The 22,411-nt window shown below is 63.8% G+C and carries 22 protein-coding genes and 1 tRNA gene; 6 read left to right on the top strand and 17 right to left on the bottom strand.

What is annotated here, in order from left to right:
* Nucleotides 1–94: 94 nt before the first annotated feature.
* Nucleotides 95–784, top strand: a complete 690-nt coding sequence (locus tag X907_RS06455) for a lysophospholipid acyltransferase family protein (RefSeq protein ID WP_127566381.1) — start codon at nucleotides 95–97, stop codon at nucleotides 782–784.
* 111 nt (nucleotides 785–895) lie between these two features.
* Here the strand turns inward: X907_RS06455 and metG are convergent, their stop codons facing one another.
* A complete protein-coding gene (gene metG, locus X907_RS06450) occupies nucleotides 896–2,602 on the bottom strand; it encodes a methionine--tRNA ligase (RefSeq protein WP_127566379.1) in 1,707 nt (568 codons plus the stop codon).
* 107 nt (nucleotides 2,603–2,709) lie between these two features.
* Between metG and X907_RS06445 the strand changes: the two genes are divergently transcribed.
* Complete coding sequence (locus X907_RS06445; protein ID WP_127566377.1) at nucleotides 2,710–3,117, top strand: DUF1761 domain-containing protein; 408 nt, start codon at nucleotides 2,710–2,712, stop codon at nucleotides 3,115–3,117.
* A gap of 81 nt (nucleotides 3,118–3,198) precedes the next feature.
* Nucleotides 3,199–3,273: transfer RNA gene (locus X907_RS06440), tRNA-Thr, on the top strand.
* Between the two features lie 624 nt (nucleotides 3,274–3,897).
* Here X907_RS06440 and X907_RS06435 read toward each other — a convergent pair.
* On the bottom strand, nucleotides 3,898–4,338 hold the full coding sequence (locus tag X907_RS06435) for a phasin family protein (RefSeq protein ID WP_127566375.1): 441 nt from the start codon (nucleotides 4,336–4,338) through the stop codon (nucleotides 3,898–3,900).
* Nucleotides 4,339–4,727: 389 nt separating this feature from the next.
* On the opposite strand from X907_RS06435, the gene X907_RS06430 reads away from it, so the two are divergent.
* Nucleotides 4,728–6,074, top strand: a complete 1,347-nt coding sequence (locus tag X907_RS06430) for a serine hydrolase (RefSeq protein ID WP_127566373.1) — start codon at nucleotides 4,728–4,730, stop codon at nucleotides 6,072–6,074.
* Nucleotides 6,075–6,347: 273 nt separating this feature from the next.
* Here the strand turns inward: X907_RS06430 and X907_RS06425 are convergent, their stop codons facing one another.
* The 3 genes from X907_RS06425 to X907_RS06415 form a co-directional block, all read right to left on the bottom strand.
* Nucleotides 6,348–6,803 carry a J domain-containing protein gene (locus X907_RS06425; protein ID WP_127566371.1) on the bottom strand — a complete coding sequence of 152 codons (456 nt, stop codon included), beginning with the start codon at nucleotides 6,801–6,803 and terminating at the stop codon, nucleotides 6,348–6,350.
* 10 nt (nucleotides 6,804–6,813) lie between these two features.
* Complete coding sequence (locus tag X907_RS06420; protein WP_127566369.1) at nucleotides 6,814–7,665, bottom strand: division plane positioning ATPase MipZ; 852 nt, start codon at nucleotides 7,663–7,665, stop codon at nucleotides 6,814–6,816.
* 129 nt (nucleotides 7,666–7,794) lie between these two features.
* Nucleotides 7,795–8,343, bottom strand: a complete 549-nt coding sequence (locus X907_RS06415; RefSeq protein WP_170175484.1) for a hypothetical protein — start codon at nucleotides 8,341–8,343, stop codon at nucleotides 7,795–7,797.
* Between the two features lie 109 nt (nucleotides 8,344–8,452).
* On the opposite strand from X907_RS06415, the gene panC reads away from it, so the two are divergent.
* Nucleotides 8,453–9,328: a pantoate--beta-alanine ligase gene (gene panC / locus X907_RS06410; RefSeq protein WP_127566365.1), complete on the top strand. Its 876-nt coding sequence runs from the start codon at nucleotides 8,453–8,455 to the stop codon at nucleotides 9,326–9,328.
* A 210-nt stretch (nucleotides 9,329–9,538) separates the two neighbouring features.
* On the opposite strand, the gene X907_RS06405 is transcribed toward panC, so the two are convergent.
* From X907_RS06405 to X907_RS06350, 12 genes are all read right to left on the bottom strand, one after another.
* Nucleotides 9,539–10,039, bottom strand: a complete 501-nt coding sequence (locus tag X907_RS06405) for a hypothetical protein (protein ID WP_127566363.1) — start codon at nucleotides 10,037–10,039, stop codon at nucleotides 9,539–9,541.
* 97 nt (nucleotides 10,040–10,136) lie between these two features.
* Nucleotides 10,137–10,556 carry a DUF1489 family protein gene (locus X907_RS06400; RefSeq protein WP_127566361.1) on the bottom strand — a complete coding sequence of 140 codons (420 nt, stop codon included), beginning with the start codon at nucleotides 10,554–10,556 and terminating at the stop codon, nucleotides 10,137–10,139.
* A gap of 63 nt (nucleotides 10,557–10,619) precedes the next feature.
* The gene (locus X907_RS06395) at nucleotides 10,620–11,552 is read right to left on the bottom strand and encodes a hypothetical protein (RefSeq protein ID WP_127566359.1); all 933 of its coding nucleotides are present in this window, start codon (nucleotides 11,550–11,552) and stop codon (nucleotides 10,620–10,622) included.
* Nucleotides 11,552–12,526, bottom strand: coding sequence for a cupin domain-containing protein (locus X907_RS06390; protein ID WP_127566357.1), 975 nt, complete (start codon nucleotides 12,524–12,526; stop codon nucleotides 11,552–11,554). Before X907_RS06390 ends, X907_RS06395 begins: the two co-directional genes overlap by 1 nt.
* 611 nt (nucleotides 12,527–13,137) lie before the next feature.
* Nucleotides 13,138–15,111, bottom strand: a complete 1,974-nt coding sequence (locus X907_RS06385) for an acetyl/propionyl/methylcrotonyl-CoA carboxylase subunit alpha (protein WP_127566355.1) — start codon at nucleotides 15,109–15,111, stop codon at nucleotides 13,138–13,140.
* A 49-nt stretch (nucleotides 15,112–15,160) separates the two neighbouring features.
* Nucleotides 15,161–16,030 carry a DUF817 domain-containing protein gene (locus X907_RS06380; protein WP_127566353.1) on the bottom strand — a complete coding sequence of 290 codons (870 nt, stop codon included), beginning with the start codon at nucleotides 16,028–16,030 and terminating at the stop codon, nucleotides 15,161–15,163.
* A 20-nt stretch (nucleotides 16,031–16,050) separates the two neighbouring features.
* Nucleotides 16,051–16,845, bottom strand: coding sequence for an enoyl-CoA hydratase-related protein (locus tag X907_RS06375; protein WP_127566351.1), 795 nt, complete (start codon nucleotides 16,843–16,845; stop codon nucleotides 16,051–16,053).
* 174 nt (nucleotides 16,846–17,019) lie between these two features.
* Complete coding sequence (locus X907_RS06370) at nucleotides 17,020–17,379, bottom strand: hypothetical protein (RefSeq protein ID WP_127566349.1); 360 nt, start codon at nucleotides 17,377–17,379, stop codon at nucleotides 17,020–17,022.
* A 136-nt stretch (nucleotides 17,380–17,515) separates the two neighbouring features.
* The gene (locus X907_RS06365; protein WP_127566347.1) at nucleotides 17,516–17,833 is read right to left on the bottom strand and encodes a hypothetical protein; all 318 of its coding nucleotides are present in this window, start codon (nucleotides 17,831–17,833) and stop codon (nucleotides 17,516–17,518) included.
* A gap of 96 nt (nucleotides 17,834–17,929) precedes the next feature.
* Entirely contained in the window at nucleotides 17,930–18,511 is a 582-nt protein-coding gene (locus X907_RS06360; protein WP_127566345.1) for an NAD(P)H-dependent oxidoreductase, read from the bottom strand.
* A gap of 75 nt (nucleotides 18,512–18,586) precedes the next feature.
* Nucleotides 18,587–19,282 (bottom strand): hypothetical protein, encoded by a 696-nt coding sequence (locus tag X907_RS06355; protein ID WP_127566343.1) that lies wholly within the window; start codon nucleotides 19,280–19,282, stop codon nucleotides 18,587–18,589.
* Nucleotides 19,283–19,778: 496 nt separating this feature from the next.
* Nucleotides 19,779–21,386 (bottom strand): carboxyl transferase domain-containing protein, encoded by a 1,608-nt coding sequence (locus X907_RS06350; RefSeq protein ID WP_127566341.1) that lies wholly within the window; start codon nucleotides 21,384–21,386, stop codon nucleotides 19,779–19,781.
* A gap of 170 nt (nucleotides 21,387–21,556) precedes the next feature.
* Between X907_RS06350 and X907_RS06345 the strand changes: the two genes are divergently transcribed.
* Nucleotides 21,557–22,363, top strand: a complete 807-nt coding sequence (locus X907_RS06345; protein WP_127566339.1) for a DUF5694 domain-containing protein — start codon at nucleotides 21,557–21,559, stop codon at nucleotides 22,361–22,363.
* Nucleotides 22,364–22,411 lie beyond the last annotated feature (48 nt).

Genomic DNA, 22,411 nt, shown 5'->3' with positions numbered 1-22,411 from the left:
CCCTTTTACGGAATCGCTGCGCGTTCCATCATAGCCCGCTCACGCGGCAAGGGAGAGCGCCCTGCGAACGCATATCTTCCATTCCGGCTACTGGGTGATCACGGTGGCTATCGGCGTATTGCTGGTGGCCCCGGCCACGCTTGTACCCGGCCGCTGGGCGACGATGGGCGCGATCTGGCTTTATTGCCGCGCCATGACAGGCTGGATGGGGCTTTGCGGGCTCAATCTTCTTGTGCGCCGCCTGCACGTACTGCCCGATACCGAGCCTGCGGTGATCGCGTCGAAACACCAGTCCTGGGGCGACGGCATCTGCCTTGTCTCGCGCCATCGCGAGCTGACCTATGTGATCGGCGATCACATGCTCAAATACCCGCTCGTGGGCTGGATACTCAAACGCGCCGAGGCCGTGGTGGTCGATAATGCAGGCGGCAAGCGCGCCAATGGCGGCCTTGATACCGGCCTGCAGGCGCTCCAACGCTCTGGCCGCGATGTGCTGATCTACCCCGAAGGGGGCTTGAGCGAGGTCGGCTCGAAGAAGCGCTACCGGCTCGGCGTTTACCAGCTGGCCAGAGTGCTGAACCGCCCTGTCATTCCGGTCGCCACCAATCTGGGCGTGTTCTGGCCGCAGCAGAAATGGGAGTTCCGGCCCGGCCTTGCCATTATCGAGCTGCTGGACCCGATCCACCCCGGCGATGATCCCAAAGCCTTCATCGCCGCGCTGGAAACGGCCATCGAGACCCGCACCGCCGAGCTGGTAAAGGCGGGGCGCAGGAGTTTGCGCTGACTGCCAGCTCTGAAACCCCGGGCGAGCGTGAGCGAGACCCGGGGCCTCTCTCCGCGTCTCCTGCACGAGGTCCCGGATAGCGCTGCGCGCTTCCGGGATTTCAGATTTTTCCTACTCCCCGCCGAACCTTTCGCGCCATTCCTCCACCGACGCATCCTCGATCTTGGCAAACAGCACGTCCGGCGGGGTGATGGCGTGGCCATGCGGCAGGGCGTCGAGCAGGGTCTTGTCCTGCCAGTCCGGCCAGCTGCGCCTGTCATCAGGAACGCCGAGTGCATCGAGAACCTTCTTGGCCGTATCGGGAATGACCGGCTGGGCGATAATGGCAAACAGCACCGCGAGATTAAGGCCGGTGCGCACGCCCACGGCGGCCCCATCCACATCGCTCTTGTACTTCACCCACGGCTCGGCCTTCGTGAGATACTCATTGCCCGCCGCCCAGATAGCGCGGGTCTCTGCCGCCGCCTTGCGGTATTCCATCGCCTCGTAATGGGCGCTGAGCGCTTTTAGCCGTTCAGACAGCTCGGCCGCGATCCAGGCTTCGGCCTCGCCGGGTGTGCCGGTGGCTGGCACCTGCCCGTCGAACTTCGCCGCGCAATACTTGGTGATCCGGTTGACGAAATTGCCCAGCACATTGGCGAGGTCTGAATTGATCACGCCCTGAAAACTCTCCCAGGTGAACTGGGTGTCAGAGCCTTCCGGCGCATTCGAGGTGAGATACCAGCGCCAGTAGTCGGACGGCAGCAGATCCAGCGCCGCGTCCATGAACACGCCGCGTTTGCTACTGGTCGAGAACTTGCCGCCATACCAGTTCAGCCAGTTGAAGGCTTTCAGGCGGTCAACGAGCTTCCATGGTTCTTCAGAGCCGAGAATGGTCGCCGGGAAGCTGACCGTGTGGAAGGCGACATTATCCTTGCCCATGAACTGGACGTAGGAGACATCGCCCGCGCCCTTGTCGGTGCGCCACCAGCGCTCCCAGTCATTGCCGGTGGCCTTCGCCCATTCGGCGGTCGCCGCGATATAGCCTATCGGCGCGTCGAACCAGACATAGAAGACCTTGTCCTCAAAGCCGTCTCGCGGCGCGCCATCCTTGGTCACCTTCACGCCCCATGAAAGGTCGCGGGTGATGGTGCGGTCGCGCAAGCCTTCATCGAGCCATTTATAGGCGATGGAACGGGCGAGCTGCGGCCAGTTCGTGGCTTCATCGACCCATTGGCGCAGGCGCGGCTCCATCTGGCTCTGGCGAAGCTGCAGATGGCGGGTATCGCGCACTTCCAGATCACGCGAGCCGGAAATGGTGGAATACGGGTCTTTCAGATCGGTCGGTTCAAGCAGCTTGCCGCAATTATCGCACTGGTCGCCGCGCGCTTTCTCATAGCCGCAGTTCGGGCAGGTGCCCTCCACATAGCGGTCCGGCAGGAAGCGCTTGTCGGCCTTGGAATAGATCTGCTTTTCGACGATCTCCGCGATCAGGCCGCGGCTTTCCAGCACTTCGGCAAAGTGCTGGGTCAGCTGCGCATTCTCCGGCGACGAGGTGCGGCCGAAATAATCCCATGACAGGGCAAAGCGCTCACCGATCTCTTTCTGGATCTCGTGCTGTTCATCGCAATAGGTGCGCACGTCCTGCCCGGCCGCAGCGGCGGCCAGCTCTGCCGGGGTGCCGTGCTCGTCCGTGGCGCAGATATAGAGCACCTCATGGCCCCGCATACGCTGGAAACGCGCATAGACATCGGCGGGCAGCATGGAGCCGGCCAGATTGCCCAGATGCTTGATTCCATTGATGTAAGGCAGGGCGGAGGTGATCAGTATGCGGGCCATGGCGGCAAATCCCCGGTGGGCGTATGGTTAAGGCAGGCGCAAGCCGCGCCATCAATGACAGTTCGAGGGCGGAGCAATAGCCGCCCCGGACGGGGAGGGAAACACTCATGCCCAGAATTTTCGGTCACGACCTTCTAGCGGTCATCGCCGCTGCGGTCGCCATCTACATCATCGGTTATCTCATATACGGCCTTGTCTTCTCCGCCTTCTGGATGGAGCAGTACGGCTACACGGCAGACAGCTTTGCCGGCCATGAATGGAAAATCTTCCTGGGGCCGGTCATGCCCATCCTGACTGTGCTGGGGCTGGCTGCCCTGTTCGAGACGGCGGGCGCCAGCGGATTGAAGGCGCATTTGCGCATCGGCGTCATCGTCTGGGCGGGCTTCTCGCTCAGCACGCTGCTTTACGGCTTTGCCTACGCCATCACCATGACGCCCGGCGCGCTGGCGCTGGACGCGGTGCATCTCCTGCTGGGGATACTCGCGGCATCGGCCATTCTGGTCTGGCGCAAGTGAGGCTTTGACACTGTGTGCGGCAGCGGCGCGCTTGCCCGGCGCGCCGCTTTCGTTTTATGACGCAGCGCGCAAAGCGCATTGGCCGGCGTAGCACAGCGGTAGTGCAGCGGTTTTGTAAACCGAAGGTCGGGAGTTCGATCCTCTCCGCCGGCACCATATTTCTTGTCCTCCCTCGCCTCCGCTCGGTCGGTGCGGGCAAAAGTGCCCGGCGGCCGGTCGGCCTTGCGGACGGCGAAGCGCCGTCCGAAGAGCGCGAACGCGCGCCCGCGACTTTTCGCGGAAGATCGCAACGCGGATGCGTTGCGGAACTAAAATAGCGCGCATTCGCGCTTGCGGGCCGCTACGCGGCCCGAATGGCTAACGACCTATCCACCGGGGTCCCCCGCCCCGACGGGGGACCCAGAGCGCCTTTTGCTAATTCCTTCGTCATTCCGGCCGCAGCGAAGCGAAGAGCCGGAACCCAGTTTTTTCAAGCAACTGGGTTCCAGATAGCCCTTCGGGCTTCTGGAATGACGAAGTGGGAGGCTGGGTGGGTTATGTCCGCCCCAGCCCCGCAAGCGGGGACGAGGCAAAAGCCAAAAAATGGCCCGGCAGAGCCGGGCCAGACGTCTCCAGTAAAAAAAATGGCCCGGCAGAGCCGGGCCAGTCAGGGAGGACTTGTCACCAGCGGCGAGGGATTGGCCCCTCGCCTGCCGGAAATCTGTACGCGCTCTTACTTCCAAGTGGTCGCATTTTCGAACCGCAAAACCGGTTCCCACTTTTGCTGAAAATGCTGGAAGACTAGCGCTGGGATTGCATCAGCTCGACAGCTGCCGCGAAGCGCTCATTGAGCGGCTTCAGGGAGTCTTTCATCATCGAGGACACATGGTCGGAGACCTTGTTCATCTCGGCGAGATAGGCTTCGAGCGAGGTTTTGGTGTATTCGGACTGGATCTCGATCACTTCCTGGACCGACTTGGCAGAGGCCAGCGACTTGGCGGCGACCATGCCGTCTTCCATCGACTTCTTGGCATAGCCGGCGGCCAGAGCGTTCAGCTCTTCAAAGCCTTTCGAGGCGGTGGTCGCAGAGGCGATCACGGCTTCGACCGAATTCTTGTGGAAGGCGCTGAGATCGTTCACGGCGGCCATCGACTTCTCGATGCTGTCCTTCACGGCGTCGTTCGACGCGGCGGTGAAGGTTTCAAACGTTTCCTTGGCGAGGTCTTTCTTGGCAGCAGCCATGATAGTGTCTCCTTTGGGTGCGCCCGTATATTTGCGGGGGGCGGAGGGCTTACGGGACGCAGGTTTCTTCGAGGACGCCGCCGCTTTCTTCGCAGGCGCGGCAGCCGCCTCAGATTTAGGTTCAGCTTTGGCAGCAGGTGCCTTTGCCTTGGGCGCCGTGCTCGCCGCCGCTTGTGTCACAACGGGTTTTTCTTCCGTCGTGGCGGTATCGGCGTTGGTATTCAAAGCATCGGCCGGCATGGGACTGGGTCCTGCTTGCTAGTTCGCAACTGCAGCAAATATGTGGAATCGCCCCGGCGAAGTCAAGGATATTTTGTGCAGCGCACAATTTCCCCGTTGCGAAAGGCGGTTAACGGCCCGTCAACGCATTGCTGTGATCTTGCGGGCCTATGAAACATCGTCATCTCGCCGCCTGCTTCCTGGTGTTTGCGCTTGCGCTTCTGGTGCCGGGCGCGCCTGCCTTTGCGCAGGATCGTTACGCGGCGTTCGTCGCCGACATGGACACAGGCGAGGTGCTGCATGCGCGCCGGCCTGATGCCACGCGCTACCCGGCATCGCTGACCAAGATGATGACGCTCTACATGCTGTTTGATGCGCTGGAGCGCGGCGAGCTGACGCTTGCCAGCCAGCTTACCATGTCGGCAGAAGCGGCCTCGCGCCCGCCCTCAAAGCTTGGTGTGCCCGCTGGCGGCACGATCAGCGTGGAGACCGCCATTCGCGCGCTGGTTATCCGCAGTGCCAACGATGTCGCCGTGATGGTCGCCGAGCGGCTGGGCGGCAGCGAGACGGCTTTTGCCTCCCAGATGACGGACCGGGGCGTGGAGCTGGGCCTGACGGCCACGGTGTTCCGCAATGCCTCCGGCCTGCCCGATGCCTCACAACGCACCACGGCACGCGACATGGCCCGGCTGGCGCACGCCCTGCACCGCGATTTCCCCCAGTATTTCCACTATTTCAACGAGCGCAGCTTCACCCATGCCGGGCGCACCTATACCACGCACAACACGCTGGTCGGCCGGGTGCGCGGCGTGGACGGGATGAAAACCGGCTATATCCGCGCCTCCGGCTTCAATATCGCCGTCACCGCAGAGCGCGATGGCCGCCGCCTCGTCACCGTGGTCATGGGCGGCGCGACGGGTCCGGTACGCGATGCGCACGCGACCGAGCTGGTGGAAGCGGCCTTCTCCACATTTGATGCCCGGCGCGATGGCATGATCCTGGCCAATCTGAGCTCGCCGCGCATCAGTCCGATCCGCGAGCAGGAAATCCTCACCGCTGAACTCTCCGGCCTGCCCGGCCCCACCGCGATGGGTTCGGCAGCCGGGGAGAGCGGCGAGGCCGCGCCGCCGGTGCGCATCGTCGTGGAGGATATTCCAGACCTCGTCCGTCCGGGCCGCGATACAGGCAGTGACCGGGTACGCTTTGACTCAACCGCCCCGGCAACGCTACCCGTAGCATCCGCCAGCCAGCCAGCCGCCAGAGCCGCCAGCGGTGGATGGGCGGTACAGGTGGGCGCGTTTGGCTCGCGCGCGGTCGCACAGGCGCGGCTGGAGACGGTTCTGGGCCTTGCCCCTGCCCTGTCAGGAGCCACGCAAGTGACCGAGGAGGTGACGCGCGATGGCCGCTCGCTCTGGCGGGCGCGCTTTGAAGCGATCGACCCGGCCACGGCCCGTCAGGTCTGCGCCGAGCTGGCCCGGCTTAATGAAGCCTGCTTCGCGGTCAATCAGGGCGCTTAAAGCGCATCTGCACCTTCCTGCTCAAATGATCTCCCGGCTTCGATGTCTCCCCCCGTTTACGGGTGGGGTGAGACGCGAAGCGTCGAACGCCCGAAGGGGCGAGGGGGGTAATCGAAACAAGCTCCCCCCTCCGTCAGCTTCGCTGACACCTCCCCCGCAGGCGGGGGAGGACAGACAGGGGCCTGCCTCCACTTCTCCTGCACGAGGTCCCGGCTCGCGCTTCGCGCGTCCGGGAGTTCACCCAGTCGTAAACGGGGGAGGACAGGCGATAACCTAATCCCCGATCAGCAGATCACGCGCCATCTGCACGCGGCGGGCGAGCGCGCCGCTGCCGCCGGTATCGGGGTGGACCTTCTTCATCATCTCGCGATAGGCGCGCTGGATCTCGTCATGGCTGGCACCGGGCTCCACACCCAGCGTGGCGCGTGCCTCGGCCAGGCTCATGCTTTCCCCTTGCGGCCGGGGGTGCGGGCGGTCACCGCGCGCGCTGCCTTGGGCGCCACGCCCGCGCCATGTGCCGGTGAGCAGGAAGCCGATCCCGGCCAGCACCATCGGCACGCCCAGAATACCCATGCCGCGCATCGTCATCAGCACGCCGAGCGCAATCACCACGACAGCCGCCACGCTGCGCCCGGTCTTCACTACGGATGAGGGCTTGGCTCTGGCAAACAGCCAGGCCAGCATCACCATCGCACCCAGCGCGATCAGAACTGCGAACAGAATATTCATCCCGCCACCATCAGAAGGGGAAAGGCTTTCCGGCCAGAGCTGGCAGTTTCAGTACGATCAGCAGATCACGCAATTCCTGGCGCGCGGCGACATGGCTCATGGTGAAGGGAATGGCAGACCCGCTCTCGGTCAGGTCCAGCAAGGTGAGGCCGACCGGGAACAGCTCGCGATAGATGACGCGCTCTGAAAAGCCGGGCGCAATGCGAAAACCGATGCGCTCCGACAACTTGCGCAGCCCATCGGCCACGCGGCGCGTATTGCGCGCATCCAGCGTGGAGACGCGGTTGCGCATCACCACCCAGTCGATAGGCTTTTTATCGCGCGCCACGCGTTGCTTGCGGCAATTCCACACCATCTCGGAATAGACGCTGGGCCGGCCCACCTCGAAAGTTTCCGGGTCGACATCGGCCAGCAGGTCGAAATCGACAAAGCTGTCATTGACCGGGGTGATGATGGTGTCGGCGCTAGCGTGCGCGAGGCGCGAATAATGCGTGTCATGGCCCGGCGCATCGATGACGATGAAGTCGCTGCGCGCTTTCAGGCTTGCCAGTTCGCGTTCCCAGGCGGCGCGCTCTTCGGCCTCGGCCACATCCATGTCGCGCGACAGGCTGGGGCGCATCACGGCCTGATCGGGAATAGGCAGGTCCACGCCGCGCGTATTGGCCCAGCGCGTGCGGTTTTCCAGATGGCGGGTGAAAGAGGCCTGACGCAGATCGAGATCAATCGCCGTCACCATATGGCCCATGCGCATCAAGGCAATGGCCAGGTGAATGGCGACGGTGGACTTGCCCGCCCCGCCCTTCTCGTTTCCCACCACAATCACATGCGCCTCGCGCACGCCCGCGCGGAGCGGTTGCGGCATGGTGTTGCGTGATACCTGGAGGCTGGCCGGTGAGTTCATGGGCGGAGCGGTTCCGAAACGACGCGTCTTCACTCAAGAGATAACCCTGCCCGCGCGCGGCGCAAACAGATGATACACACAGTCAGTGAATCACTGTGGGGAGTGAACCGGCGTGCCATCAAATGCCGTCACCGCACACCAGTTCTGCGCGGCCTGTATCACCCGGCAGGCGGTGGCTGCGTCCTGCGCATTGTCGAACGGTCCGGCCACAAGACGCAGATAGACGCCGCGTTCACCCAGATCGGCTGGCACATGGCGCGCCTGCAGCCCGGAAAGCGAGGCGTGCTGGCCCTGCAGGGCGCGCCAGCCCTCGGCCACATGACGCTCTTCGCGATAGGAAGCCAGATGTATGCCATGCATCAGGCTGAGCAGGGATTGCTGGCGGGCGTCAGGAGCCGGCACCAGCGCCAGTGATGGCTCCTCCTCCACGGGCGGGGCTTCGGCCAGCGGCACACCGCGCGCGAGCGCGGCTTCCAGCGCATCCATCTCGTCTGTGACGTGCGCCAGCACAGGATCATCGACGCGCGCCGCCTCGCTCAAGCTGGCGGCAAGGCGCAGCGCCTGCTGCGCACCGGGCGAGGCATCACGCCCGGCTTGGCCGCCGGTGACGCTGCACGCGCCCAGCGCCAAAGCGCTCAAGATGGGAAGAGCCAGTCTGATCATTATCAGTAATGTGCGCCGAGTCGGTGCCTTGCCTCCAGCATATTGCTCCGTCTAGCTTCCCGGCCCTGCCCTGCGGAGTTCCTCCATGCTGCCTGCCCTGCACTGCCCCGCCGTCCACACTGCCGAGAGTCTCGCCCGCGAGATCAGCCAGTGGCGCGCGGACGGCCACACTATCGGTTTTGTGCCGACCATGGGCGCGCTGCATGAGGGCCATATCGCGCTGGTGCTCAAAGCCATGGAGGTGTGCGACCGCGTGGTGGTGAGTATTTTCGTCAATCCCACCCAGTTTGCCGCGCATGAAGACCTTGGCACTTATCCGCGCACGCTGGAGGCGGACTCTGCCCTGCTGGCCGCGGCCGGTTGCCATCTGCTCTATGCGCCCTCGGTGGAGGAGGTCTATCCGGACGGATTTGCCACTACCGTATCTGTAGAAGGCCCGGCCATCGGGCTTGAAAGCGATGCGCGCCCGCACTTCTTTGCCGGCGTGGCGAGCGTGGTGGCGCGCCTGTTCGGACAGGTCCGCCCCGACATCGCCGTGTTCGGCGAGAAGGATTATCAGCAGCTCATGGTGGTCCGCCGCATGGTCAGCGATCTCGCTTTGCCGGTGACAGTGCTGGGCGTGGAGACCAAGCGCGAGGCGGACGGCCTCGCGCTCTCCTCGCGCAATGTCTATCTCTCGCCCGCCGAGCGCATGCGCGCGGGCCGCCTCAACGTGATATTGCGCGATCTCGCCCATGCGCTGGAAGACGGGGAACCGGCGGCCAGGGCGCTGGAGCATGCGCGCATTCTGGCCGCATCCGTGTTTGACGCGGTGGACTATATCGAGGTGCGCGACGCCGACCGGCTGGAGATTGTCGGCGAAGGCCCGCTGGCCCGCCCGGCCCGCGTGCTGGCGGCGGTGCGCGTCGGCAAGACACGCCTGATCGACAATGTGCCGGCAAACCCGGCGAGAAGGGGGTAGGCTCTTTAGCTCCGCAACGCATGCACGTTGCGATGTTCCGCGAAAAGTCGCGGGCGCGCGGTCGCGCTTGCGGCGCTGCGTGCCGGAAAGCGGGAAATTGTGAGCAGTTGGCGGGTGCAGCGAAACGCCTGCGGGAAGGGTTCAGGCCTGGGCTGAATCCATGTCGCGCTGACCGATCCGGGCCGGCGCCACAACTCATCTGGGCGAGCGTCAGGGCGAGCCCTTGTCGTAGGCCCACAGCGCCTTGTCGAGGGTCCGCATGTTGACATCGTGCTTAGCAGCAAACTCGCGGCAGAGCTTGGTATATTCCAGCCACTTCTCGAAAGTGTAGTGTGTCGAAGTCCCGACTGTATTCATGGCCCTTACGTCCAGGATGGGATACCGGTCAGGAAACGCGAAATGCAATATGACGCTGGCCATCGGCCATTGGACGCCGTGCAGTGCGAGCAACGCGCCAATTCGAAGTCTCTCGGTCTTGGCTGCGAAGGAAATGCCGGTGATCTCTTCAACCTCGGCTTCCGAGTTTTGAGAACAAAGCTTGCGCGTGGCACCACCCCGCCATTTCCACCTCGCGACCTCGATAAGATCGTCACGCGTCATGTGACCGCGTCGAGCAGCAGCCTCCATCCGCGCGCCCAGCACATCGTCCGCGTCATAAACGTAGCGTGCTTCATACTCGAGGATTTGCTCGCGGGTGAGATTGATCTGCATGCAAACAGGTTAGCGAGAGGGGCTTGAAGCCGCCACTCGAAATTGATCGGCTTCCCGAGCGAAGCCGGGATGGGCCGAGCAACAGAAAAAACAATCCCTACCAAGCCCCCATTTCGATGAGCGTGGCGCGCAGCTCATCGGGCAGCTCCTCGCCGCCGGCGGCAGGCGAGGACAGGTCTGGCGGGGCGTCGGCGGTTGTCAGATAACGCCAGCCCTGAAACGGCTTTTTCGGACGCGGGGCGGTGCGGACAAGTTCGCGGTCGAGCCAGATGCAGCAGCGCGAAATACCGTCACTGCCGGTGACTTCCTCGAGGCCGATAATGCGCTGGCGGACCTGGATGACGCGCTTGATGACCCAGTAGAGCGAGCCGCCATCAAGCAGCTCATCGGCCCGCTTCGGGCTCATCCGCGTGACGTGATACATCGGCTTGTCGCCGGGCGCGATTTTGGCGCGCCAGGCTTCCAGGTCTTCGATCGTGTCGGTGCCGACGCACAGCTTGATAAGATTGAGGCCCATGCCTCATGAGCTAGGACGAAACCGGGGCGTGGTCAAAGTCCCTGACCGGTCGTTTTGCAGTGGTCAGGCCTGTTCCAGCGCGCGGGCAAGCGAGACATCGGAGATGTCCGCCTCGCCGCGCCGCCTGCGCACGGCGCCAGCCGCCTTCGCGGCGCGCGAAATGGCGAGCTTCACCGCCGCGCCGAGGCCGGCCGTATCAGCGCTTTTCGGGTTGAACCCGGCCCGGCGCATCAGGCCATTGGCGTGCAGCACGCCGTTCTTCACCAGCGATCCTTGCGTCACCACTTCCAGCACCAGCGTCACCGACAGCTCATTGCCAAAGCGGATGCGGTGGGGCGCATGCAGCGGCCAGGCGGCAAAGCTGCCGCGCTCCATATCGATGCGCGCGGCCTCTGCATCCCATGAGGGGTCATAGGGCAGATCCTCGCCCGCCTCGCCCAGCAGCACGCCTTCCAGCGCCCGGTCACTGACCCAGGGATCGCGCGGCGGGTAGACGAAAACCTGCTGCGAACCGCGCACCTGGAACATCATCGTCTCGGAAATGTCCGAATGCAGGAAGACCTGCGCGCCCGGCGAGGCGATGACAACGCCGCCATAGGCACGCAAGGGCGCCCAGCCGGGATTGAGATGGCGCAGCTGGTCCATCATGGCGGCAAAGACGGGTTTCAGCTCGCTATCGGTATCCAGCGCGTGGCGGGCATGTACCCACAGCCGGGTCTGATGCACGGCCTCGATCAGATGATGACCGGGCAGATGGCGGCAGACCGGCACATCGCGCCAGCTGGAGCGCTCCGCCGGATCGCGGCCCATCGTGCAGACATCCAGATTGGCCCGGTCATGCTGGTCCAGCATGGCGGCCAGCGCCTCGTCAGTGAAGAGCGGCAGGCGGGCAAGCTGGTGGCGGGCGCTGACCACGCCTCTGGCAAATTCGCCGCGGTGATCCTCGCTCCAGTCGAGCAGTGGCGGGGCTACGCGCTTACGCGTCGCAGCAGCCATCAGGCGCGCACGCCCAGCGGCGCATCGGGATCGATCTCGAAGCGGTAGCCACCCTCGTGCGGCGTCTCCACCGGCACGCTGATCCCCGCCTTGCGCATCAGCGCCCCGGCGACAAAGCGCGCCGTGCGGTTCAGGCCATGGGTTTCGGCAATGCGCGGCGGCTGCCAGCCAAAGCGGCGGCGCATCACGCCGTTGAAATACATCGCATTATTCTGCTTGCGCGCTTCCGGCGTCGTGTACTCGGTCGCCAGCGAGATATTGAGCGTGCCCATATTCTCCACACGGTGGGGCGTGTGCAGCGGCCAGCAGATCATCTCGCCCGGTTCCAGATCGAAATATTTTGCGTGCTTTTCCGCTTCGGGGCGGTAGTTCAGCTCGTCATTGAAGGCGTGCAGCAGCACTTCCTCGCGCTCGGCATCCGTGGCGACATCATCATGGTGGGGATAGACGAAGACGCGCTTCTTCCCGCTGATATGCCACAGCATGGTGTCAGTGCGGTCCATGTGGAACGGCACTTTGGCCTGCGGCGAAGAGACCAGAAGCCCGCCCAGAATGCGCACCGGATGAAAGCCCGGATTTTCGTCCTGAAGCTCCTCGAACATCTGGTCCAGCAGGGCGCGGTATTCGTCGTGAATGCCGAACAGATTGCGCAAATTTATCCAGAGCCGGCCGGATTTCACTGCCCGGATCAGCTCCTTGCCGGACAGCTGGCCCGGATCGCCCGTCTTCCAGGAGTTGCGGCTGCCGGTCTCGTCCATGGTGGCAAAATCGGCGTATTCGCGCGGATGAATCTCGATCAGGCGCTCGATCGCCGCCTCGCTGAACAGGGGCGAGGTGTGCAGATTGTGCGTGGTGCGGGTAATGCGCTCACGAAAATCGCTGCGGGTCTGATCAGTCCAGTCTGCCAGAACGTGCATGGCCGAAACCTTTGTCGCTTCTGTCCGGATCAGGGACAGCGTGAGGGGATCGGGCATGCATCATGCGAAGGACGTGCCAGTAGCGGCCCTCGTCCTTCGAGACGGCCTTCGGCCTCCTCAGGATGAGGGCTTTGGTGTGCTTTTCCCCTCATCCTGAGGGTGAGCGAAGCGAACGTCTCGAAGGATCAGGGAAAAGCACCTACCCCCCTCCGTCTGGCAAGCCAGACACCTCCCCCGTAAACGGGGGAGGACATCACCAGTCCGGGATCATCCCCCGGTTGAGAAGCTCGGCGGCGTACCTGCAGAATGTTCAGATACCCCCCAACCTCGTCATTCCGGCGCAAGCCGGAACCCAGCCTTTTTAAAAGAACTGAGTTCCAGATAAGCGCTGACGCGCTTTCTGGAATGACGATGGGAGTACGTAAAGGAGCCAATTTCCCGGCGCGATTTCCCAATCACTGTCATGGCCCGGTTTATCCGGGCCACCCATGCCTGAGAGGTGAGAGCTAGCGGTATCGTTGCAGGCCGCTTTGCGGCCTGAAAAGCGCGACTGCGCGCCCGCGACTTTTCGCGGAACATCGCAGCCCGAAAGGGCTGCGGAATTAAAAGAGGCATGGGTCCCCCGGACCGCTACGCGGCCGGAGGATGACAGGTGGGGAGTAAGGGGACTACTCCCCCTCTTCCGCCAGCGCGACCAGCACATCGCCTTCATTGACCTGCTGGCCTTCGGCGGCATTGACCGCATCCACCACGCCGTCGCGCGGGGCGGTGAGCGCCATTTCCATCTTCATCGCCTCCATCACGGCGAGCGTCTGGCCCTTGGCGACGGTGTCGCCCGGCTTCACGGCCAGAGAGAGCACCTTGCCGGGCATGGGCGCCTTGACCGCATCGCCGCCCGCCAGCGCATCGGCATCGACGGCAGCATCATGATCGCGCACCAGCACGGCCTGGCCCTGCAGGGTGATGAGAAGCCCGTCGCGATGATGCTCGACAGCGGCGAGCAGCGTGTCGTCTTCGTGAACGAACTCGACCACCCCGCCCTGCTCACCCAGATAGCCCTGCACGTCGCTGAGCTGGAGCGGTTCACCGTTCACGCTGACGCCGCCTTGCGCGAGACGCACGGACAGGCGCTCCCCGCCCGCATCAAACCCGTACTCCACGCGCGGCGCGGCGTTCAGACGGAAACCGGCAAGCGAATCCCACGGATCGCTGCCGCGCCCGGCCCCGGAGAGGACCAGCGCCGCCACGCCATAGTGCAGCGCAGGCAGGCCCGGCGGCACGAGTTCATCCAGATGCGCCTCGATAAAGCCGGTATAGACATCGCCTGCGCCGAAGTCCGGATGGGCCAGCGCGCGGCGCAAAAAGCCTGCATTGGTGCGCACCGGCCAGACGCCGACATCGCTGTCAATGGCGTCGATGAGGCGCTCAATGGCTTCCTCGCGGTCGCCGCCGTGGGCGATGATCTTGGCGATCATCGGATCGTAGAACATGGTGACTTCGCCGCCCTGCTCCACGCCGGAATCCACGCGCACGCCCTCACGGCCCTCGGGCAGATCGAGGCGCTCCAGCACGCCGGTGGAGGGCAGGAAGCCCGTCACCGGGTCTTCGGCATAGAGGCGCGCCTCGATGGCATGACCGGAAAGCGTGATCTCGTCCTGCGCCGGGACATGCCCGCCAGAGGCGACCTCCAGCTGCAGGCGCACCAGATCTAGCCCTGTCACCATCTCGGTGACGGGATGCTCCACCTGCAGGCGGGTATTCATTTCCATGAAGTAGAAACCGTCCGCGCGCAGCTCGCCGGAGCCATCGACGATGAACTCCACCGTGCCAGCGCCCGCGTAATTGACCGCCTGCGCGGCGCGCACAGCCGCCGAGCACATGGCCTCGCGCACCTCTTCGCTCATGCCGGGGGCTGGCGCTTCTTCCAGCACTTTCTGGTGGCGGCGCTGCAGCGAGCAGTCACGCTCGAACAGATGGACCACCTGTCCATGGCTATCGCCGAACACCTGCACCTCGATATGGCGCGGGCTGGTGATGTATTTCTCGATCAGGACGTTCTCATCGCCAAAGCTGGAGGCCGCCTCGCGCCGGCAGCTTTCCAGCGCGGCGGCGAAATCGGCCGATTTCTCCACCTTGCGCATGCCCTTGCCGCCGCCGCCGGCGACCGCCTTGATGAGCACCGGATAACCGATCTTGTCGGCCTGCTCTTTTAGGAAGTCCGCGTCCTGATTATCGCCGTGATAGCCGGGCGTAACCGGCACGCCTGCCTCTTCCATCAGCGCCTTGGCGCGGTCTTTCAGGCCCATCGCCTCGATAGCTTCCGGGCTCGGGCCGACAAAAATGATTCCGTTCTTCGCGCAGGTACGGGCGAAGGCGGCATTCTCCGACAGGAAACCATAGCCGGGATGGATCGCGTCCGCGCCAGTGTCCTTGGCCGCCTGGATGATGCGCTCGGCGATCAGATAGCTCTCGCGTGCCGGTGACGGGCCGATATGCACCGCCTCATCAGCCATTTTCACATGCGGGGCGTTCGCGTCGGCGTCCGAATAGACCGCGACACTGGCAATGCCCATCTGGCGCGCCGAACGGATGACACGGCAGGCGATTTCCCCGCGATTGGCAATGAGGAGTTTGGTTATCATGGGCGCGCCCTCAATTCTCTGATCAGGTCTGTTGCGGCGTTGTGGGCGATCAGGCGCGCAGACGCAAGCGCGCAACGGAGGCGCGGTGGACCGCCGCCACCAGCACGAAGCTGATAATCATCAGCAGATACCAGGAGCCGAGCTTGGCGAGCGAGACCATGTGCCAGCCAGATTCCTGCCCCGGATAGGCCCAGGCTCTGGCGAAGGTGCCGATATTCTCGGCAAACCAGATGAAGAGCGCGGTCAGAATCGCAGCCAGCAGTAACGGCATGCAGCGATGCACCCTGTCTGGCCGGAACCAGATCACACACGGCCCGTAGATGAGCGCGCTAGCTGCGAAGAGACCAAGGCGGATGTCGATGGTGAAGTGGTGAGTGAAGAAGTTCACGTAAATCGCAAGTCCCAACAGGCCCTGCAGCCACAAAGGCGGGAAGCGGTCATAGCGGAAATCGAAAAGCCGCCAGACCCGCGCGATATAGCTGCCCACGGCCGCATACATGAAGCCGGAAAAGAGCGGCACGCCCGCGATGACCAGAATTGCCCCGCCCGCTTCGGGATAGATCCACGACCCCATCGTCACCTTGAAGATTTCCATGACCGTGCCGACCAGATGGAAGACGGCAATGACGCGCGCCTCCTCCCAGTTTTCCAGCCCGAAAGCGAGCATGCCAATCTGGATGGCAATGGCGGCAAGGGTCAGGAAATCATAACGGGCGAGCGGCGCATCGGCAGGATAGTAGAGGAAAGTCGCCAGCAGCAGGGCGAGCATGAGCGCGCCGAACAGGCAGGCCCAGCCCTGCTTGATGCCGAAGGCCAGAAACTCGAACGCATAGCCGCTCCATCGCCCGCGCACGAGCCGGGCTCGCAAGGCTTCGCGGCGCGCGTGAAACGCAGCCTCAAGCTGGCGCAGGGAGAGCATGGCCGGCGCGGCGCGGCGCGTTACTTCACCCAGCCCGGCTTGCGCTTTTCAAGGAAGGCGGCAAGGCCCTCCCGGCCCTCCTTGGAAACCCGCCGGTCAGCGATCAGCTTGGCCGTGTGCTTGCCAAGCCGGTCATCAATCTCCTGCCCCGTCACCTCGTCCACCAGCGCCTTGGAGGCCGCGACCGCGCCCGGCGCAGCGGCAAAGACCAGCTTTGCGACCATTTCCAGCGCGTCATCGAGATCGTCCGCGCTGTCCACCACATACTGGGCGAGGCCGATTTTATGGGCGAACTCGCCGTCAAAGCCTTCGGCGGTGGCGAACAGGGCCTTGGCCCAGCGCGGGCCGATGGCCCGGACCACGAAGGGCGAGATGGTGGCGGGCGTCAGGCCGAGGCGCACTTCGGAGAAGCGGAATTTGGTGTCTTTCACCGCGATGGCGACATCGCAGGCGGCCACCAGCCCGGCCCCGCCGCCCATGGCCGCGCCCTGCACCAGCGCCACAGTCAGCTGCGGCAGGTCGTGCAGGCGGCGCAGCATGCGCGCCAGGCCCAGCGCGTCTTCCTCATTATCGTCATGGGTCCAGTCGGCGGCCGCCTTCATCCATTCCAGATCCGCCCCGGCAGAGAAGCTGGGGCCAGCCCCGCGCAGGACCACCATACGCACCTCGTCAGTATTGGCGCGCAGCGTCTCGAACATATCCGACAGGGTGGCGATCACGTCGGCGTTGAAGGCGTTGTGCTTGTCGGGGCGGTTCAGCGTGATGATCGCGGTGCCGCCCGGCGTGACGGACAGAAGGACATCGTTCTGGCTCATGGGGGAGGCTCCTCATCGGTGCGCGCGCAAATCGCGTGCTTTGCGCCATCATTAGGCCAGTGAGGCGCCCAAAGCAAAGCGCCCCGGCCAGATGACCGGGGCGCTTTTCATGTCAGCACGGGAAAAAGGCGCCAATCCCCCGATCAGCGCCCCTGCCCGTCAACTTGCAGATGCCTAGCGGCGGAAGATGATGCTCTTGATCAGGAAGAGCACGATCAGGCCCACGAAGTAGGCCAGCGCCAGGAAGGCGATATACTGCCAGTAGCTCATGTCCGATACCGGCGGCATCGAGAAGGCCGCGCTGTCGCGCACCATCGGCAATACCTGGTCGACCACGACGTGGATGATGACACCCACCACGGTGAAGATCAGGATTGCGCCAAAGCTCTGCATCATCAGCGCCATCACGACGGCAATCACGCCCATCTGGATGCCCAACTCGGTCCAGTTGCCCGGCCCGTGAATGTCCAGCCCGGCGCGCAACCACGCCCATACCGGCTCAAGATAACCCCATACCGTATCGAGAATTTCCATTATGTTTCCCCTCATTCGCCTGCCCGGACGGGCATTCCCGCCCCGAACCGTGCCAAATTCTTACCAAAAAGCAAACAAAAACGCACCTTGCACGGGCGGGTTGAGCGCCCGGCGGCATAGTGCAGACGCAGCAATTCTACCGTCTAAGGAGCAATCGCTTGAGCAATGCGAGCAGGCTGATGACGATCAGATAGCCCGCGAGCAGGGCCGCGACGTAGCGCCAGAACGGCATGGAGAGCACGTCGGGCAGGCGCAATGCGGCGTTATTGGCCAGCACCGGCAGCAGCGCATCGACCACCAGATGAACCAGTGTCGCGCCAAACACGAAAACGATCAGACGGCTCCAGGCAGGCAGAAGAAAGGCCGCGACCAGCGCGATGATCAGCCCCTGAACACCGTTTACGGTGCTGAATCCCTGCCGGAAAAAGTCCAGCACAGGTTGAAGTGCATCCATGAAATTCGCCCCCCGGCTCAGTTTGGATATGGTTAATCCATAAAACCGGGGACAGGCGCGATTGGCAAGGGAAAGCTGGCCAGCGTGCAGCAGGCGCTATTTCCCGGCGCGGCCGAGCGCGCGCATTTTCGCCAGCATGCGCTGGCGGCTCTCAGCGCTGAAATCAATGGCACCGAAAATCGTGTGCTGGACGGGTTTGAACCCCGCCATCTGGAAGATACCGGCCTCCAGCGCTTTCAGGGAATGGGCGCGGTAGAAAATGTTGTAGGCAAAGCCCGGCATGCCCATGGTCATCACGATACGCGCTGACTTGCCGCGCATACGCTTGGCCGGCCACATGCCCTTCACCTCGGTCTTCACAAGGAAATCATTGCGGGCGAGATGCTCCAGAAATGCCTTGGTGCGCGCAGGCAGGGTGCCAAGCCATAGCGGGTGAACGAGCACCATGTGATCGGCCCGCTCCAGCATGGCCTGAACGGCGGCAATATCGACCGGCGGCGGCGTGACGAAGGCTTGCGCATTCTCCAGAAAGGCAAATTCCAGCGCGCCTATATCCACCCGCGCCACCGCGTTGCCCCCCTCGTGCGCGCCCTCCTGATAGGCATTGCACAAGGCATGGCAGAACCGCTCCTTCGAGGGATCGGGGTGTCCGTTTACCAGAAGGATGGAACGCGCCATGTCTCAAATCTCCCCAGTTGAAGTGGGGACATTAGCGTGCGTTGCAGCCAAACGCCATGCGGCAGATTGGGCGGCTCAGCCTGCCTCGCAGCGCGTAAAGCCTGAATAGGTGCTGGAGCCGGTCAGATTATGGGTCTGCAGCATGGCAACGGCGACAATCGCATAGCGCTGGTCTGCCACCACAACGGGGCCGTCGGGCCAGGCGGGGCGGAAATTGACCCGTGTTTCATAATCGCGAATGCGCACGACCGCGTTGGGCCGGAAGCTCGACGGAGCCTTCACTTCCCGGAATGCCACCATGGCCGTGTCCGGGTCTATGCCGACTTCGGCCACCACGTTTTCGGCGACGTCAAAGCTGAATCCGCCACCCGCGAGCGGAAGGCTCACCGGCTGGAACTGGTAGATGGCCAGCCCGTCCTCCCAGCGCACAAAGCGCGGCGTGTCTGCGCTCTCCAGAAGGCGGTCAGGCGACTGGCGGATCATCTGGCGCGGGTCTTCGGGAAAGTTTGCCGCCAGTTCCTCATCCAGCGGCTGTGAGCGGGCGTCCAGCCAGCGGGCAGCGCCCTCGCCCTGCTCCACGATGAAACCGCCATCCTCGTTCCAGTGCGGGGCATAGGCAAAGCCGCACACCTCGCCGGCGCGGTCATTATGAAGCTGGGCGGTGGCCACCGCCCGCTGGAACAGGTCTGCGGGCGGCTCATCGCCCAGCGCAGGACTGGCAGACAGCAGCAGGGCGGGAAGAATCACGGAGCAGCGCAGGATGTTTTTCATGGCCGCATGATTATCCCGGCGCGCGCGGCGCGAAAGCGGGTTTTTGCTTTCCTACCAAGATTTAATGGGGCGGAGGGGTGAGAGAGGAAACGCGGGGGAGAACGGAAAACCTCTACGCGTGTCATTCTCCGGCCGAGCGGCAGCGAGGTCCGGGGAAGCCATGCCTCTTCTGGTTCCGCAACGCATCCGCGTTGCGATGTTCCGCGAAAAGTCGCGGGCGGCCGGTCGGCCTTGCGGCCCCTGACGGGGCCGGACGGGTATGAGCCGTTCTAAAACCGGGTCCCCGGCCACCGAGCCGGGGTCCATTTTTCCAGCCGCCGGGCCTGTCCATGGGTCCCCCGTCGGGGCGGGGGCCCCCGGTTGGACCAGCGGGGCAGTAAACGGCGCGAAGCCCGGCCTGCCCCCGCGGAGGCGGGGGATGGGCTGAGCATTAGGAAAAAGACTGGGCACCGGCTTACGCCGGTGAAACGCGGGAGCCAGTGAAATGCAAGAATGACTACATCCTGAACACGCCAAACCGCGTCTTTTCGATCGGGGCGTTGAGGCAGGCAGAGAGCGCAAGGCCCACCACGTCGCGGGTCTGGGACGGCGCGATCACGCCATCATCCCACAGCCGCGCAGTGGAATAATAGGGCGAGCCCTCTGCCTCGTATTTCTCGCGGATCGGGGCCTTGAAGGCGTCTTCGGCCTCGGCGCTCCATTCCTCCCCGCGCAGCTCCATGCCATCGCGCTTGACGGTGGCGAGCACGCTGGCGGCCTGCTCCCCGCCCATGACGGAAATGCGGGCGTTCGGCCACATGAAGAGGAAGCGGGGGCCATAGGCGCGCCCGCACATGCCGTAATTGCCCGCTCCATAAGAGCCGCCAATGATGATGGTGATTTTCGGCACGCGCGCACAGGATACCGCCGTGACCAGCTTGGCCCCGTCCTTGGCAATGCCGCCCGCCTCATATTTGGAGCCGACCATGAAGCCGGTAATGTTCTGCAGGAAGAGGAGCGGTATGCCGCGCTGGCAGCACAGCTCGATGAAGTGCGCGCCTTTGAGCGCGCTTTCAGAGAAGATGACGCCATTATTGGCGATGATGCCGACGGGCATGCCGTGTACGCGCGCAAAGCCGCACACCAGCGTGTCCCCGTAGAGCGCCTTGAACTCGTCAAAGCGCGAACCGTCCACCAGCCGCGCGATCACCTCACGCACATCATAGGGCGTGCGCACGTCTGACGGGATCACGCCATTCAGCGTTTCCGGATCGATGGCCGGGGCTTCCGGTTCGGCCAGATCCATATCCACGCGTTTTACCGTGTTGAGCCCGGCCACGATGCGCCGCGCGGTCTGCAGGGCATGGTCGTCATTGGCAGCGTAGTGATCGACCACGCCGGAGCGGCGGGCGTGAACGTCCGCGCCGCCGAGATCCTCTGCCGAGATCACCTCCCCGGTCGCGGCCTTCACCAGCGGCGGACCGCCCAGAAAGATCGTGCCCTGCTTCCTCACGATCACGGTCTCGTCACTCATGGCAGGCACGTAGGCACCGCCCGCGGTGCATGAGCCCATGACCACGGCCACCTGCGCAATGCCTTCGGATGAGAGGTTTGCCTGATTGAAGAAGATGCGGCCGAAATGCTCCCGGTCGGGGAAGACATCGGCCTGGAAGGGCAGGTTCGCGCCGCCCGAATCGACCAGATACACGCACGGCAGCCGGTTCTCGCGGGCAATCTCCTGCGCGCGCAAATGCTTCTTCACGGTCAGCGGATAATATGTCCCGCCCTTCACCGTGGCGTCATTGCAGACGATCATCACCTCGCGGCCCGATACGCGGCCAATGCCGGCAATCATGCCCGCGCCGTGGACATCGCCCTCATACATGCCATTGGCCGCCAGCGCGCCGATCTCCAGAAACGGCGTGCCGGGGTCCAGCAGGCGCTCCACGCGCTCGCGGGGGAGCAGCTTGCCGCGCGCCAGATGCTTCTCGCGTGCGCGCTCCGGCCCGCCCAGCGCGGCTTCAGCGGTGCGCGCTTTCAGCTCGGCTACCAGCTCGTCCATGCGCGCGGCATTGGCCTTGAAACTGTCGGAGGCGGGGTCGAGCCTGGAGGTAAGCTGGGTCATGAGCGGCTTCCTGATGTCGAGATGGCAGCAAGCGCTGCTCTTAGCCGGTAACATGGCGCAAGTGCAATGTAAGCAGTGCGTTGGCTTGTTTGTCCGGTCATTGCATCCAGACAGCCTCTTGCCTGCATCATGGTGGTAAAGCCACTCCATTTCGTCGAAGGAAAGTTTTCATGCTGAAACAGTTCGCGGGCCTCCTGGGCGCACTTATCTGCGCAAGCAGTGCCTATGCTCAAAACGATGATACGCGTCCGGCCGGCGATACGCAGGTCATGGTACTGGGCACCATCCATTTCAGCGGAGGAAGTGACTACGTCAATCCGGAGGTGGACGACTTCCTCTCCCCTCAGCGCCAGCAGGAAATCGCCGACATTCTGGACCGGATCGAAGCCTTCCAGCCGGACCGGATCATCGTCGAGCTGGAACCCGAGCATGAAGACTGGATCAATGACCGCTACCGGGCCTGGCGCGCTGGCGAAGCCGAGCTGACGGTCAATGAGCGCGACCAGATCGGCCTGCGTCTGGCAGCGCGTATGGGCCATGAACAGGTCTGGGCGGTGGACTATCAGAACGGGATGGACTTCCAGGCCATGCTGGGGGCCGCGCAGGAGGCCGGACAGACAGATCTGCTCGAAGCCTTCCAGCAGACGGTTGGCGAGGTGGAAGCGTTCTTCTCGCGTAATGCCGATGGCACTATCCGCGAACGGCTGATCGACGCCAACTCCGCCGAGATGCTGGGTTTCCACCGCATGTATCTCTGGCTGGCGCAGGCCGGAACGGTCGAGGATCCGGTGGGCGCGCACCAGATGGCCGCATGGTGGGGGCGCAACATGATCATTTTCGCCCGCATCGCGCAGATCGCCCAGCCCGGCGAGCGGGTGCTGGTCATTTACGGCGCGGGCCACAAATACCTGCTCGACCAGTATCTGGAGGAAGCGCCCGGCTTCACCGTGATCGATCCGCTGGACTATCTGCAATAGCTGTCCAGCCCGAACGCAGCTGATAACACACTGGCATGCCCGGCCTCC

Origin of the sequence: Glycocaulis alkaliphilus (genome assembly GCF_004000605.1) — a bacterium.
Taxonomy (GTDB): Bacteria; Pseudomonadota; Alphaproteobacteria; order Caulobacterales; family Maricaulaceae; genus Glycocaulis; species Glycocaulis alkaliphilus.
Note: the sequence above shows the minus strand (reverse complement) of the source record. Positions and strands in the feature narration are given on the sequence as shown.

Bases quoted from the DNA above. Each gene is read 5' to 3' on its own strand.
- metG (WP_127566379.1), bottom strand. From the start codon at position 2,602: ATGGCCCGCATACTGATCACCTCCGCCCTGCCTTACATCAATGGAATC.
- X907_RS06445 (WP_127566377.1), top strand. From the start codon at position 2,710: ATGCCCAGAATTTTCGGTCACGACCTTCTAGCGGTCATCGCCGCTGCG.
- X907_RS06435 (WP_127566375.1), bottom strand. From the start codon at position 4,338: ATGGCTGCTGCCAAGAAAGACCTCGCCAAGGAAACGTTTGAAACCTTC.
- X907_RS06430 (WP_127566373.1), top strand. From the start codon at position 4,728: ATGAAACATCGTCATCTCGCCGCCTGCTTCCTGGTGTTTGCGCTTGCG.
- X907_RS06425 (WP_127566371.1), bottom strand. From the start codon at position 6,803: ATGAATATTCTGTTCGCAGTTCTGATCGCGCTGGGTGCGATGGTGATG.
- X907_RS06420 (WP_127566369.1), bottom strand. From the start codon at position 7,665: ATGCCGCAACCGCTCCGCGCGGGCGTGCGCGAGGCGCATGTGATTGTG.
- panC (WP_127566365.1), top strand. From the start codon at position 8,453: ATGCTGCCTGCCCTGCACTGCCCCGCCGTCCACACTGCCGAGAGTCTC.
- X907_RS06405 (WP_127566363.1), bottom strand. From the start codon at position 10,039: ATGCAGATCAATCTCACCCGCGAGCAAATCCTCGAGTATGAAGCACGC.
- X907_RS06400 (WP_127566361.1), bottom strand. From the start codon at position 10,556: ATGGGCCTCAATCTTATCAAGCTGTGCGTCGGCACCGACACGATCGAA.
- X907_RS06395 (WP_127566359.1), bottom strand. From the start codon at position 11,552: ATGGCTGCTGCGACGCGTAAGCGCGTAGCCCCGCCACTGCTCGACTGG.
- X907_RS06390 (WP_127566357.1), bottom strand. From the start codon at position 12,526: ATGCCCGATCCCCTCACGCTGTCCCTGATCCGGACAGAAGCGACAAAG.
- X907_RS06385 (WP_127566355.1), bottom strand. From the start codon at position 15,111: ATGATAACCAAACTCCTCATTGCCAATCGCGGGGAAATCGCCTGCCGT.
- X907_RS06380 (WP_127566353.1), bottom strand. From the start codon at position 16,030: ATGCTCTCCCTGCGCCAGCTTGAGGCTGCGTTTCACGCGCGCCGCGAA.
- X907_RS06375 (WP_127566351.1), bottom strand. From the start codon at position 16,845: ATGAGCCAGAACGATGTCCTTCTGTCCGTCACGCCGGGCGGCACCGCG.
- X907_RS06370 (WP_127566349.1), bottom strand. From the start codon at position 17,379: ATGGAAATTCTCGATACGGTATGGGGTTATCTTGAGCCGGTATGGGCG.
- X907_RS06365 (WP_127566347.1), bottom strand. From the start codon at position 17,833: ATGGATGCACTTCAACCTGTGCTGGACTTTTTCCGGCAGGGATTCAGC.
- X907_RS06360 (WP_127566345.1), bottom strand. From the start codon at position 18,511: ATGGCGCGTTCCATCCTTCTGGTAAACGGACACCCCGATCCCTCGAAG.
- X907_RS06355 (WP_127566343.1), bottom strand. From the start codon at position 19,282: ATGAAAAACATCCTGCGCTGCTCCGTGATTCTTCCCGCCCTGCTGCTG.
- X907_RS06350 (WP_127566341.1), bottom strand. From the start codon at position 21,386: ATGACCCAGCTTACCTCCAGGCTCGACCCCGCCTCCGACAGTTTCAAG.
- X907_RS06345 (WP_127566339.1), top strand. From the start codon at position 21,557: ATGCTGAAACAGTTCGCGGGCCTCCTGGGCGCACTTATCTGCGCAAGC.